Source organism: Rothia sp. HMSC036D11, from assembly GCF_001814205.1.
Classification (GTDB): Bacteria; Actinomycetota; Actinomycetes; order Actinomycetales; family Micrococcaceae; genus Rothia; species Rothia dentocariosa.
Genome location: NZ_KV815277.1, coordinates 68,907 through 82,721, shown reverse-complemented (window position 1 = coordinate 82,721; position 13,815 = coordinate 68,907). Strand labels below are relative to the sequence as shown.

General features: G+C 56.7%; 8 protein-coding genes. 1 reads left to right on the top strand and 7 read right to left on the bottom strand.

All coding sequences use genetic code 11. The annotated features are described in order from the left end of the window. Positions 1–46: 46 nt before the first annotated feature. From HMPREF2958_RS01365 to HMPREF2958_RS01340, 6 genes are all read right to left on the bottom strand, one after another. Complete coding sequence (locus tag HMPREF2958_RS01365) at positions 47–2,116, bottom strand: glucose PTS transporter subunit IIA (protein WP_070695921.1); 2,070 nt, start codon at positions 2,114–2,116, stop codon at positions 47–49. A gap of 464 nt (positions 2,117–2,580) precedes the next feature. Further along, positions 2,581–5,142 (bottom strand): HAD-IC family P-type ATPase, encoded by a 2,562-nt coding sequence (locus tag HMPREF2958_RS01360; RefSeq protein ID WP_210400870.1) that lies wholly within the window; start codon positions 5,140–5,142, stop codon positions 2,581–2,583. A 246-nt stretch (positions 5,143–5,388) separates the two neighbouring features. Next, on the bottom strand, positions 5,389–6,150 hold the full coding sequence (locus HMPREF2958_RS01355; protein ID WP_070695920.1) for a heme ABC transporter ATP-binding protein: 762 nt from the start codon (positions 6,148–6,150) through the stop codon (positions 5,389–5,391). Further along, entirely contained in the window at positions 6,150–7,235 is a 1,086-nt protein-coding gene (locus tag HMPREF2958_RS01350) for a FecCD family ABC transporter permease (RefSeq protein WP_070695919.1), read from the bottom strand. The genes HMPREF2958_RS01355 and HMPREF2958_RS01350 overlap by 1 nt, the downstream gene beginning before the upstream one ends. A 12-nt stretch (positions 7,236–7,247) precedes the next feature. After that, positions 7,248–8,432: a heme/hemin ABC transporter substrate-binding protein gene (locus HMPREF2958_RS01345; RefSeq protein ID WP_083313670.1), complete on the bottom strand. Its 1,185-nt coding sequence runs from the start codon at positions 8,430–8,432 to the stop codon at positions 7,248–7,250. 200 nt (positions 8,433–8,632) lie between these two features. After that, positions 8,633–11,215, bottom strand: coding sequence for an HtaA domain-containing protein (locus HMPREF2958_RS01340; RefSeq protein ID WP_070695918.1), 2,583 nt, complete (start codon positions 11,213–11,215; stop codon positions 8,633–8,635). 203 nt (positions 11,216–11,418) lie between these two features. Between HMPREF2958_RS01340 and HMPREF2958_RS01335 the strand changes: the two genes are divergently transcribed. After that, positions 11,419–12,126 carry a biliverdin-producing heme oxygenase gene (locus tag HMPREF2958_RS01335; protein ID WP_070695917.1) on the top strand — a complete coding sequence of 236 codons (708 nt, stop codon included), beginning with the start codon at positions 11,419–11,421 and terminating at the stop codon, positions 12,124–12,126. A 288-nt stretch (positions 12,127–12,414) separates the two neighbouring features. Here HMPREF2958_RS01335 and HMPREF2958_RS01330 read toward each other — a convergent pair whose 3' ends face one another. Beyond that, positions 12,415–13,740, bottom strand: a complete 1,326-nt coding sequence (locus tag HMPREF2958_RS01330; RefSeq protein WP_246827976.1) for a glycosyltransferase 87 family protein — start codon at positions 13,738–13,740, stop codon at positions 12,415–12,417. Between the last annotated feature and the right edge of the window lie 75 nt (positions 13,741–13,815).

The following is a 13,815-nucleotide window of genomic DNA, read 5'->3' as shown; positions in this document are numbered from 1 at the left end:
CGCATGCAGTTCAACTGCACGCGGGGCTTTTGCCGCATCGGAAAACCTACTTGGTGGTCACCTTCAAAACGGTGGATGCATTATTTGCATTACCCACAACGCCCTCAACCGAGGCGAACTTGCGGGTATTGGTCACAATCACCGGAGTGATGAGCGGGTAACCAGCCTTCTTAATGACCGCAGGATCGAACTCGATCAGCGTATCGCCTGCGGCAACCTGATCGCCCTTCTTCACCTTGACGGTAAAGCCTTCACCATCGAGGTTCACGGTATCCAAACCGACGTGCACCAAAAGTTCCACGCCGTTATCCAGCTTGAGGCCCACCGCGTGACCGGAGGGGTAGGTGGCGGCGACTTTACCTGCCGCGGGTGCAACCACGGTGGTGCCGGTCGGCTCAACCGCAACACCCTCGCCGAGCTTACCGGCGGCGAAAATCGGGTCTGGAACCTCGGAAAGCGCCACGGCCTTACCCTCTAAGGGAGAAGCCACCTCAAGAACGGTACCTGCCTCTAGTGCGGGCGCTGTAGCAGCTGCGGATGCTGACCCGGCCTGATCGGCGGAATCTTTCTTCGCCGATGCGCTTGCCGCCGCATCCCGTGCGGAATCTGCAGGAGCCTCGGCAGTCTTTGCAGCGTTCCTGGACTCATACCCGAAGAGCAGAACACCCGTCATCGCGCCGCCGAACGCAATTGCCAAGCCCAGAGCGTACAGGGCAGAAGGCTGCATCGCGGGGATCGACAGGAGTGAGGTGAAAGCGAAAGCGTGCGACTTGACCCCCAGCAGGGAGATGGTGGCACCACCGATCACAGCCGGTACCAGAATGAGGGGAATAACCCGCTTGTAGCGCAGAACCACGCCGTAGAGAGAAGGCTCCGAAATACCACCGAGCAGTCCGGACATAGAAGCACCCACCGCAGTCTGGCGAAGCTCCTTATTGCGTGAAGCCCTAATAGCAACACCGGTGACCGCGCCGAAGACGGCGAAGTTGTAAGCACCCATGGGGGACTGGATGAAGTCGGTACCCAAGGTCTGCAGGTTGTTAATCATCACGGCGTTCAGCGGCCAGTGCAGACCCAGCGGAACCATGAACAGGTACAGACCTGCGATTAGCGCACCCACAGCTCCCGGAGCTACATCGTTAACATTCTTCAGGAAGTCGGAGATACCCATAGCCACGCCAATACCGATGGGACCCACCACGAAGGCGGTTACGGGTACCAGAATAATAACGGAAATCATGGGCACGAAGACCATCTGCAGCATATTCGGAATGATCTTCTTCAACAGACGCTCCAGCGGTGCCAAGAGGGCAACTGCCAGCAGGGGTGGGAATACCTGACCGGTGTAATCGTAGGCGTACAGCGGCAGGTGCAGACCCATAATGGATACGTCAAGCATCTTAGTAGCCGGGTCGGCGAGTTTAGTGAGGCTCTGGAAGGTGCTGGTCATCAGCGCCGCCGGAATAGCCGCACCAACCCACATATTTGCGCCCAAACGCTTTGCGGCGGTTGCGCCAAGCATAATGGGCATGAAGTTCAGTACCGACAGCGCGGCGGCCTTAAGGATGTACCAGAAAGCGAACTGTTTCATCCATTCGGCTTCGAGCGCCTTACCGGCGGCTTCATCGGAAAGTCGCGGCCCGTTCACAATATCGATGTTCACGCTCTGGCCGGTCAGGTCGGTGTACTGACCGAAGAAGCCGAACTGCTGCAAGAACACGATCAGGGTCAGAATCATGGAGGTGCCCAACAGCGCCCACAGCAGGGGACGGAAGGAATCGGAGAGCACATCGAAGATATTGGTGAGCCAGCCAGCCTTCTTGCCCCCGGAAGCCTTCTTGGAACCAGCATTATCTTCGCCAAGGTTCGCCATGCCGGGCAGGGTCTGCATCTCATTGTAGACCCCCTCAACACGATCGCCGAGCACGACCTGAGTCTGACCGGACTGCTCAATGACCGAGAGCACTCCGGGGATGCTCTTAATCTGGTCCGTATTGACCTTGCTCCTGTCGGCGGGAGTTACGCGCAAACGCGTTGCGCAGTGCGTAAAGTGGGCGATATTCTCGGAACCGCCAAGTCCCGTCAGAATCTTCTCGCCAAGTTCGTGGTTTTTCACGTTGTTATCCTTGCACAGTGAATAGTGTGTTAGGGATGTTACCGGCGGCATCCTCAGAGCAAAACGCTCCGAGGGAAACAAAAAAGACCCGAGCTGCATGCCGCCGTACCGTGATGCATCAAAGCATCGTGGGTATAACGATGAACCTTAGGGAATCTATTCCCTCAAGGGACTCAGCAACTCAGGTCTTGCCTGCCTTACCAGTAACAACCCTGTGTTCTATGGTTTGTGATTCTAAGAATCACAATGTCTGCATGTAACTTTAGGCTTAAACCTGCGCGAGCGCAAGATGAGGTTTTGAAAGTTCAGAAAGTGTAAAATGTGCCGTTCAGGTCTGCGGTGGGTATCTTCTTAGGGCGGGGCAGAGCAACCGAAAGAGGTTAAACGCCGAACCGGTGCCGTTCATTAGATGTTACGGCACCGGTTCTTAGACGAGATTACTGAGGGGAAGATGCGATCTTGAGCTATTTGGTCGCGGAAGGGAAGAAGCTCAGCGAAGCCACCTCAAGCTCGGGGTAGCTGCGTTTCTGCCAGCGGCGACTACGATGCGCGTTCACCTCAATCAGCACGGCACCCAGTACTCCGGCGCCGATAGAGAGCATAAGAAGTTCCGTCGACGGCATCTCAAACTGGTGATACTTGACGAGAAGCGGTACCAGAAGGGCTGCGAAGAAGACACTCAGAAGCGCTCCGAAGAGAAGCATCCGTGCGGTATTGAGTGGGCGTGCTACCGCTGCCAGATTCCACAGCCCCATAATCACCAGAGTGATAAACGACGCCGTTTGAACCTGTCGTATATCGCCTTCCGGGCGGAAGATAAACAGCGCCGCCAGGTTTACCAGAACCAGCATCGCCACCACGATAATAGAGTTCGGAATCGTGTAATTCAGCACGCGGCGCAAGAATCCGGGCACATACCGGCGTGAGTTCGGCAGCAACGCTAGCGCGAAAGAGGATGCGCCCACAATCAGGAAATCTGCAGTCGAGTATTGGCGGGGCAGGAACGGGAAGATCAGCCCCATCAGACCGAAGACCACACCCAGCAGGATCGCAAAGCCGGTCTTTGTTAGGAATAGGTTTGCCACCATTTCGATATTCGCAATCACCTGGCGGCCCTGTTCCAAGGCGGCGGGAAGCGAAGAGAACTTGCCGTCCAGAAGCACTAGGCGCGAGACGGCTTTCGTCGCGGGTGCCGCGTTGCCCATCGCAATGCCGAGGTTGGCGTGTTTGAGGGCGAGCGCATCGTTAATGCCATCGCCGGTCATTGCTACGACGTGCCCTTGCTCTTTGAGCGAGATCACCATGTTCTTCTTCTGCTCGGGCGAAACGCGACCGAAAATATTGTGGGTTGCGGCGGCCTCGGCGAGTTCGGGGCCGTCTTCCGGCAGGGTAGAGGCATCAATCGCGCCCGCAGAAATATCCATACCGGCGGTCTTCGCAGCTGCCTGCACGGTGTACGGGTTATCGCCTGAGAACACCTTGAGGGTTACGCCCTGGCGATTGAAGTAGTCCACGATTTCGGGGGCATCGGAACGCACATTTTCGCGGAAAATCACGAAGAGCACGGGGGTGTGGTCGGCGGGGATGTGCTGCACCGGGTCTCCGCCATCGTTGCGCACCACGGCGGATGCATGCGCGAGTACCATCGTGCGCAGACCCAATGATGCGAGTTCACGGGCCCGCTCACGTTCCTCGGTGCCCTGGTTCAGCAGAGCCTCGGGAGCGCCGAGAAGCCAGGCTCCCGAAGACTTAAACTCGATAGCGCTAAAGCGTAACGCCGATGAGAACGGCACAATGCCGCTGACCTGCTCGGTGGGTGCCTGTTCGAACCCGCCGGTGAGTGCTGCTGCGGTTGGGTTCGCGTTTTCATCATGACCGAACCACGCCAACGCCTGGTCCCAGCCCTGCGGCAGGGATGCGCGCCACGCCTGATTTTCATCAGGTGCTTTTGCTTCGGCCGGAGTCGTCAGCGAACGTACCGAATCGAAAATCACGCCGCCCTCGGTCAGGGTGCCCGTCTTGTCGAAGCACACCGTATCCACACGGGCGAGCACCTCAACGGCGGGCTGTTCCTGCACCAAAATATTGTGCTTACGTCCCAGCGCCACAGCCGCCGCCGCGAACGCCAAAGTTGTCATAAGCGCCAAACCCTGCGGAATCATCGATGCCACTGACGAAACTACCGCGATAGCGACGTTCTCCCAGAGACCATCACGATTGACAACCTCAAGGCCGCCCGCCGCGCGCACCTGGCCCCACAGCACGATCGGGATAATGATGGCAAGGCCGAAGGTAATCCACCGCACCACGCGGTCGAGCGCATCGCGAAGCTCAGACTGGATGCGCGAGAACTGTCGGGCCTCATCGGAAATTTTGCTTGCGCGGGACTCGGAGCCCACCGCCGAGAGCAGTACGCGCCCGGTACCGCCGAGCACGCTCGATGCCGAAAGCACCATATCGCCCGGACGTTTCGGAATAGGGTCATTCTCGCCGGTCAATAGGGATTCATCCAGCTCTAGCGAGTCGGAGGTCAGGACCACCGCATCCGCAGGAACCTGGTCGCCGCGTTTGAGCACTACCACATCGCCCTCAACCAGGGACTCCATAGGAACCTCGATCATAGCGCCATCGCGCACCGCCGTGATCGGGGAACGGTCAAGCAGAGAGATACGGTCGAGCTCAAGTTTAGCCTTGTACTCCTGCACAAAACCGATAATCACATTCGCCACCACGGCGAACAGAAAGAGCAGATCAGCCCAACGCTGGTATAGAATCACAACCAGACCGCACAGCCCAAGCACCAGGTTAAATACCGTAAATAGGTGTGCCCGCATAATGCTCCACAAGGTGCGGGAAGACTTATTATTCTGAGCGTTGACCTTACCGGCGGCGGTGAGCTTAGCAACCTCATCGCTGCTGAGCCCGTGAACAGCAAGCTCTTGGGAACCGCTGTGCGCCTGAGCAGAATATTCGGGAACATAACCGGAGGCTTCAGACAGCATTGTCTTGTGCTGGTCAGAACTCATGGATGGGGTACTCTCCTTCGTGGGGTAGGGGAAGAGTAATACATATAGTTTGGGCTGCACCCGGGCGAGTTCAGACTTCTTATCACGAGAAATAACCCTACGCCGGGCATTACTTTATTCTAACAAGTAACCATGGCACAGGGCTTATATGCCGAACTGGGAATATACTGAGAATCCGTCGGATACCGGCATGAAATATTCGGGGTAGCAGCCCAGAAAAAGGACGACTCAAAGCACGGTGCCGCTTTAGCGCCGCGGCAGAACCAGAGGGCGCTTCGTCACCGGATGCTCCAAAACCTCAATCGGATGCTGATACACACGGCTCAGCCGCTCTTCGGTACACACCTGAGCGGGGGTACCGTTGGCAGCCACACGGCCCTTATCCAGCAGCACGATCCTATCCGAATACGCCGCCGCCACATCCAGATCATGCAGAACCGCCAACACCGCCGTACCCTCGGCGGCAAGCTCCCGGCTCATCTGCAGGGTCTGCTCCTGGTGCTTAATATCCAGCGCCGCCGTCGGCTCATCCAAGAGCACTAGGGGAGTCTGCTGCGCAAAAATACGAGCCAAATGCACGCGCCCGCTTTCGCCGCCCGAAAGGGTTGTCACATCGCGATTTGCCATCATCTCTGTATGCGTGCGCGCCATCATCTGCTCGATCACGGCGTCGTCCTCATGCGCACGCTCGGTACCGCGCCATGGGGTGCGCCCCATCGCCACTACCTCGTGTGCCAGGTACGAAAACGCCACCTGAGTTTTCTGCATCAGCAGGGCACGCAGACGCGCAAGCTCAAGATATGAATACTCACTCACCCGCTTATCCTTGAGCAGCACCGAACCGGAATCGGGCTTAGTATCGCCTGCAATAACCCCCAAAATCGTGGACTTACCGGCACCATTGGGACCGATGAGCGAGACAACCTCGCCCGCCTGAACCTCAAAAGAGACATCCTCTAAGATGCTCCGCCCGCCCACCGACAGCGACACCCCATCAACAGTAAGCATTAAAGACCTCCCTTCCCCATCGAACGGCGCAGCAGGAAGAAGAACGTAGGGCCACCCACGAGCGCCGTAAAAATACCGATCGGCAGGTCAGAGACCGGGATGAGCGTGCGCGCCCCCAAATCGGAAAGCGCAATTAACAGCGCCCCGCCCAGTGCCGAAGCGGGCAGCAGCAAACGGTTAGACGGCCCCAAAATAAGCCGAAGCAGATGCGGAATAATAAGCCCCACAAAGGCAATAATGCCCGCATGAGCCACCGCCGCACCCGTCAAAAGCGCCGTAGCAGCAATCGCAACACCGCGCAGACGCTCAACGTTCACCCCGGAATGCTGCGCCGCGCGCTCGCCCAGCGCCAACAGGTCAAGTTTGCGTGAAATCATCAAGCACATGATCAACCCCGCCACGATCACGAACCACACGCTGGCAAGAGCCTTCCACGTAGACCCGTTGAGCGATCCCATCTGCCAGAAGACGATGCGGTCGCGGCTGACATTATCGGCCAGGTACAGGCAGAACGCGATTGCGGCATTTGCCACCGCCGTTACCGCAATACCCGTCAAAATCATGGAGAGAACTTTCGCCCGACCTGAGGAACGCGAGAGAAAATAAACCAGTGCTGTCGCGGCGAGGGCACCGCCAAAGGCAAAAGCTGGAACCGTGTAAATATCGAAGAATTCGAGATTGAAAACGACCGCTATACATGCTCCCACCGCGGCGCCCGAAGACACACCGATAACCCCGGGCTCGGCCAGCGGGTTGCCGAAAACCGCCTGCATGACCGCGCCCGAACATCCCAGGGCAGCGCCCACAAGCAGCCCCAAAAGCACACGCGGAAAACGAATATTCCACAGGGTGCTGTCTTCAAGATAGGCGGTCGGATCCTTGGGAATCATACCCAAGCGGCGCCCCAGCGAAGCCACCACATGATCGGTCGGAATATTGTACTGACCCAACCCCGCAGACACCACGGTTATGACGATCAGGGCAATACTCAGAAAACCAAAAGTTGCGAGAATACGAATGCGGCGTTTGCTGCGATAATCCGCGCTGCCGGGAGTCGCCGCATCAGTGCGGTTGGACGAATTCACAGGTGGAGCCTCTTAACGCTGGGGTGCATAGATAGCGCGGGCTAGGGAAAGCAGAACAGCGGGGGTATTCGGACCGTAGGATAGAATCTGCCCGTCGTTCATATCAACCACACGCCTGCTCTTTCCCGCGTTCGTTTCGGCAACCCCCGGGCGTGCCAAGAATCCATCCAAGCCGCCGGTGGATTCCACGCCGTGAGTCATAGTCAAAATGACATCCGGGTTCACCTTGACCAGCGCCTCGCTATTCGCGGGAACAATGTTGCGCGCTCCCTGCTCGGAAGCCACATCTCTGCCCTCAAGCGCGGCAATCAGATCATCCGCGCCGGAGTCCTTACCGAGAATGAAGAATACCCCGGCATTACCGCGCACGTACAGGAATGCCATCGACAGTTTCTTATCGCCTTCAGGGGCAACTTCTTTGATGGTATTCAGGGCATAATCAAGGTCTTTCTGCACGCGCTCGGCAACCTTATCGCCCGCCTCCTGCACACCTAAAGCCTGTGCCACAGCCTTGAGCTGGGGAATGATTTTATCCATGCGCCTCTCATGGTCGAACACCACCACAGTCACGCCCGCATCGCGCAGTTGTTCAACAACTTCTTCGGGACCATTGCTCTTATCCCAGAGCACAAGGTCGGGGTTGGTCGCGAGTATCGCATCCGCGTTCAGATCGTGGCCGTTCTGAGTGACGAGCGGCAGCTTCGCTAACGAAGACTCGGTTGAAGACGTCACACGGCCGACCAGACGATCACCCAAACCCAGCGAGATAACCTCTTGCGCGAGAGTGCCATACAGGTCAAGAGCCAGGATGCGATTTGCCGACTTAACAGTCACCTCATCACCCTTGAAATCCTTGAAGGTCACGGGAAGCTGCGGGGTAGGAGTCTCAACCATCGGCTGAACTTCGGGGGTGTTCTTCGCGCTGCTGGGGCCCGTCAGCGATTTCGGATCGGAAGAAACATTGCTCCTGAGCTCTTGTGCGAGGTTCTCAAGCTCAGACTTGGTGGTCTGTTCATCAACCGCGGAATGCGAGGATGCGCTCGTGCTGCCCGGATTTTGGGTGCCGATGCCGCATCCGGAGATAAAAAACATGGATGCCGCTAATAGCGCGGCGGTAACCTTCTGCGATGCGCTCGTTCTGCCGTGCCGGTGTTTGGGGCGTGTTGTTGCGCCGGAGTGTGAGAGACGAAAAGCCATATGAAGAGTTCCTATCGGCTAAAACTGTGAGTGTATGTATTCGTGATGAGAGCGTGTGCTTAGGGTGAGGGTGCGGGCAGTCGATACTACCCGCACCCTAGCGCATCCGTTGAGTTATGAGGTGCGGATGCTCCACCGAGGAATAAACCCGAGTCTAAGAACCGCCGCATATGCCGGTGGTTTATAGGCCGATCTTAGGTTTATTCGGAGCGCTCAGACATCCTGGAGGACTTGCGACGGCGCGTGTACAGCACGGCACCAATACCGGCGACCAGAGAGGCCAGACCACTAGCAACCCCAACCTCTACACCACTGGCACCGGTATGTGCCAGACGACCATGAGAGCCGCGTGCGTTGAGGGAATCGCATCCCTGACCCTGATATACGGTTTCGGTCACAGTCTGGGTGGCCTGGGTCTTGGTGGTGTTACCCGCGGGCTGTGTACCCGAAAGCGATGCCGAGAAGCTCAGCGGAGCCATATCCTTACCCGCCTCGTAGAAACCTGCAAACGCTTTAGCACCCTCAGCGGTAATGGTGGTTCCCGCACCGCTGATGGAAATTTTATCGCCAGAGACCTGCAAACCGCTCACATCAACGTTGAGCAGAGCAACTTCACCGTAATTCTGCGATTTGCCGTCCATATCGTTGCCGACCACCGTTGCGTAGAGAACAGCGGTCTTACCGTTGATCTCCAGACGCGGGTTTGAGATGGTGGTATCCAGAATTCCGTGGTGTCCGGTGAAATGCACCGAGCCGGTGAAGGAAATTGAGCCCTTACCATCCTTGAAGGAACCCGTGCCCTTCGCCCACTGGAAGGCGTTATTGGAATAGGTGGTGCCGTTCAGATCCCAGCTGCCGTTAGCGATGCCGCCGCGAATGTAGTTGCGGAAGGAATCGCGTACACCCCACCCGAGGTCTGCGCTGGCAACCTTACCATCTGCGGATGCGGCCGGTGCTTTGTTCGCTGCCTTAACGGGAACCTGCTTGGTCACGGTCACCGGGGTGCAGACGGGCTGGGCGGGGTTCTTCGAGACGCTGCTGAAGGAGCCACTCTTACCGCCATTCGGGTGTGCAGCCGGGGTGGAGCCGTTATGGGAATGGGAGGCACTGCCGCCGCCATTGTTCACGGAACCGCCAAAGTTCGTGCCGCCAATACCCGCATTCGCGTTATTACCTAGGTTCGTCGAACCGCTGCCGGTGTTAGAACCCTTAACCGTGGTGTCGGTAACCTTATTTTCCACCAGCTGAGAACCGAGCTTTGCGTTGAAGGAGAGCGGAGCCATAGCGCGCTTGTCGGCGTCATTGTACTGCCCAGCGAAGATCGCCTCGGACCCCTCGACTGTAACGGTAACGGCTGCATTCTTAGCCGAGAGCACGTTATTCTCTAAGGTTGCACCGCTCAGATCGACCTCGGCGAGTACAAGATCTTTGAAGGTGCGGTTTTCGCCCTGCATGTTGAGCGCTTCGGCGTCGACAACCAGGTATCCCTTGCCCTCTTTGATGACTAGGCGGGTGTTCTCGAAGCTGCTGTTGAGCTGGCCGTGATGCCCGCTAATGTGCACCTTGCCCGCGAAGTTGATCTGACCGGTCTTCGTTGCCTCATCGTACGAGCCGGATGCGCTGGTAAAGTCGAGCCCGCCCGCCGCGTTCTTCGACAGACCCTCGACGGTGATGTTACCGCGCGCAATGGTGTTGAGGTAGTGCAGGAAGGAATCACGAATATTCCAGGTCAGGTTGCCGGATTCAATAATGTGCCCTTGACCTTTCGGCACGTCGGTTCTCGGCACTGCATTGGTAGCCGGAGGCTGAGCCGGTGCGGGCTTAGCGGCTTCCGAGCTTTGTGAGGGCTGCGGTGCCGGTGGAGAGCTGGGTGCTTCGCTAGGCTTTGAAGGGTTTGAAGCAGGTGCCTCAGAAGTCTGAGAGGGCTGTGGTGCCGGAGCCTCGGAACTCTGTGGAGGCTGCGGAGCCGGTGTTTCAGCAGGTTTACTCTGCTCTGGTGCAGGCTGAGATGGCTCAGGAGTAGGATCGGCAGGCTTACTCGGTTCTGGTGCAGGCTGAGTCGGCTCCGGGGTCGGATCAGCAGGTTTCTCCGGTGCCGGTGCCTGCTTGGTAACGAGCTTCGCGGAGAATGCCAGCGCATCCAGCTCTTGACCTGCCTGGTAGAACCCGGCAAACACTGAGGTTGCTTCTGCGCTGAGTTTCACCTTGGTGGCATCAGATGCTGCCAAGGTCAGCTGCCCGCCTTCGTTTTTCAGGGAGGAAGCATCGAAAGTACCAATCAGCGTGTGATCGTGCTGTACGGGCGGGTTCGGGGTGGTGTTGCCGTTATAGGGGCGTTCGTTGATATTTGCGTATAGGCTGCCCTGCCCGTCTTTGATGACAAGTTCCAAGTCGCTGATAGTTACTTCGAGCACGCCGTGGTGCCCGGTGTACTTCACGCTGGAGCCGGTGAATTTAACGTGGTACGAACCGTCTGCCTCGACGGTACCTTCAGCGGCGGTGAAGTGATAAGAACCATCCGCATTGGAGGTAGCACCGGTTAGCTCCTGCGAACCACCGGCGACAGGACCGGTGATGTATTTGCGGAATGAGGATTTGACGCCCCAATCTACGGATGCATCCTGCAGGCTTTGTGATGCGGCAGCTGGCGCCTGCTCAGAGACGATCTGCGCGGTCGGTGCGGGTTGGTTCGCTAGGGCGGGAGTGGCGGCGATGCCACTGAGGCCAACGGCGGCAGACGCTAGAAACGCCCATGAGCGCTTCGCGTTATGCGACATAGACATGTGTGTCCTTTATTCGTGGTTTTAGTAATGAGCAGTCTTAGTCTAGACCTATTAGCTAAGACTTGTGTAGCTTAATTGTAGTACTTTGCTTAATGATGAGGTTCCCCTTAATAAAATTTTTTGGCAGCGGTGTTGCAAAACCAAAAATTTAGTGACACTATGTCATTTATTGATTTGGTGACACTGTGTCATCAAAAATATTCATGACTCTCAACTCAATCAGGAGGCGTTCCGTGACCGCCATTATTACCCCCGAAACCACCTCTCCCGATGCTGTCGAACAGCGGTTTTCGGCTCGACTAAAAGCTAGCACCAAGCGCGTGCATGATAATGCCGAGCACTCTACCTTTATGGAGGATTTGATGGGCGGAAAACTCGATACTTCCGCGTATTTACGCCTCATCAACCAGTACACCTATATCTATGAAGCACTGGAGGAAATCTCTCGGAATCTGCGTGAATCCGGTAACCCACTGACCGATCCTTTCACACTGGAAGGGTTGGATCGTACCGCCGCGATTCACCATGATATTCGTGCTCTAGGACAGACCGAGATTGATGCCCCACTGCCGGCAACTATCGAATATGTGGCGCGTATTAAGGCGACCGCGCAGGCTCCCGAGCGGTTCTTGGCGCATCATTATTTGCGCTATCTGGGGGACCTCTCGGGTGGACAGGCGGTGGCGGCTCTGGTGGCGCGCCATTACGGTATTGCGCGGGATGCGCTGACCATGTACTCGTTCCCGCAGCTTCCCAAGCCGAAGGTCTTCAAGGATGAATATCGGGAGCTTCTTGATCGCGCTCCTTTGAGCGAAGAGCAGCGTGAAGCCCTGATTGACGAGGCTATGGAAGGATTCCGTATTAATGCCGCGCTTTTTGCTCAGCTAGGCGAGCAGAGTGGCCGTCTGTAAGCGTCTCGATAGATGTTCAAAGTTCGTGTTTGAGCCATATCAGGACCATTTGTGACAGATTGTTACACTTGTGTAGATAGCGCCTCAGAGTGTTTATTATCACTGAAAAATATACGTAAATAACCGTTATATGACACTTATAGGGCAGATTTAGACACGTGCTTAGGCATTCATCCTGTGACGCAGACATATAAGGATGCGGTGGTTCCCCAGAGAGGGCAAACCACCGCATCCTTTGTTACCGCCGTATGCGCGTTGTAACTCAACTGCACATGACACTACCTGCTGCTACGCGGCCTGAGGCTCGGGTTTGGGACCCGCCGCGACCGCGCGATCGCGATTCTGCGTTATGCGCACGGCCGGGGTGAGCGCCGAACCTGCCCAAAGAGCCATGACGGCATAGAGACACAGGATCGGCACGGTCGAAAACAACAAGGCATACTGCGCAAGATGATTGAGACTGTTGAAACCTCCACCGATAGCAGCTCCCAGCCACATAGGCGAAATATATAGACCGATAAACGCCACCCACGTCAAAACACGTGCGGTACCGGATAACCAGGCAGGCAGGTGCGCAAAAAACAGGAGGAAAGCGTCAAGAATAAGCGCCATGATAATCAGCGGGAACATGACGTTATGATGCGACCAGCTGATGGGGGAGATGCTCACCATCAAAAACCCGCCGACCGCCACCTGAGATAGCACAAGATTACGGCGAATAAGCTGGCGCAGAAGCACCGCACAGAGACCGATCGTAGCAAGCGCAAGAGCGTAATATACAGGCCTCAGAGTGGGCTCGCGCAGACCCAGGTGCATCAGCCAGCCTTGAATCGAAATATTATCGGCGAAGTTAATACCTCCAACACGGCCGGAATCCGAAACGGCGCTCGTCCAGAACGTAACTGCCTGCTGCGGAAGGAAGATAAACCCAAGAAGAATGGTCGTGCCGAAAGAAGCGCCTAGGGTAAGGATGCCGCGCCAGTCTTTGCGCATGAGCAGAATAAGGCCGAAGGCAAGCGGGGTGAGCTTAATACCGCCCGCGATGCCGATAAGCGCACCCCGGGGAATGCGGGTTGCCGGTCGTATAAAATCGGCAAGCACCAGCGTAAGAATGATGGGGTTGATTTGTATCAGCGAGAGCCCGCGCCGCCACGGTCCGGTCATAATAATGATGAACGTGAGAGCAGCGATGATGCCGTATGTGCCGAGTCTTTCCTGGAAAGGGATGCTGTAGCCGCGGTCGGTGGCGTAGTTATAGATAAGGGTTGCCAGCCACCATGCAACACCGATGCTGATCGCATACATGATGGCGATACCCACCCACGCGGGCAGAAAAGCGAACGGTAAGAACACGAGCGCGGCAAAGGGTGGGTAGGTGAAGGGCAGCCTAAAGTCGCCGTACTCCAGGAGATTGCGGGCGTAGAGATCTTTGTGCATGCCGTCGTTATCGAAGATGGTCATGGCGCCGAAACGGTAGACATTGAAGTCTAGTCCGCCCGTGAACTCGATATAGATAAGCCAACCGATAACAAAGAGAGCGAATGCCGCGAGCGTTATTCTGCCCGCTTTAGGTATGTCTGGCGTAAAGACCTGCACGGATGGTGCTGCGGTCATGGTGATCTTTCTGTTGTGTCTGTGCATTTTTTTAGATGCGGTTCGGCGGGGCGAATGTGTTATCGGTGTGAACGG

Coding starts and splice junctions, on each gene's coding strand:
- HMPREF2958_RS01340 (WP_070695918.1), bottom strand. CDS start 11,215: ATGTCTATGTCGCATAACGCGAAGCGCTCATGGGCGTTTCTAGCGTCT.
- HMPREF2958_RS01335 (WP_070695917.1), top strand. CDS start 11,419: ATGACTCTCAACTCAATCAGGAGGCGTTCCGTGACCGCCATTATTACC.
- HMPREF2958_RS01355 (WP_070695920.1), bottom strand. CDS start 6,150: ATGCTTACTGTTGATGGGGTGTCGCTGTCGGTGGGCGGGCGGAGCATC.
- HMPREF2958_RS01345 (WP_083313670.1), bottom strand. CDS start 8,432: ATGGCTTTTCGTCTCTCACACTCCGGCGCAACAACACGCCCCAAACAC.
- HMPREF2958_RS01330 (WP_246827976.1), bottom strand. CDS start 13,740: ATGACCGCAGCACCATCCGTGCAGGTCTTTACGCCAGACATACCTAAA.
- HMPREF2958_RS01360 (WP_210400870.1), bottom strand. CDS start 5,142: ATGAGTTCTGACCAGCACAAGACAATGCTGTCTGAAGCCTCCGGTTAT.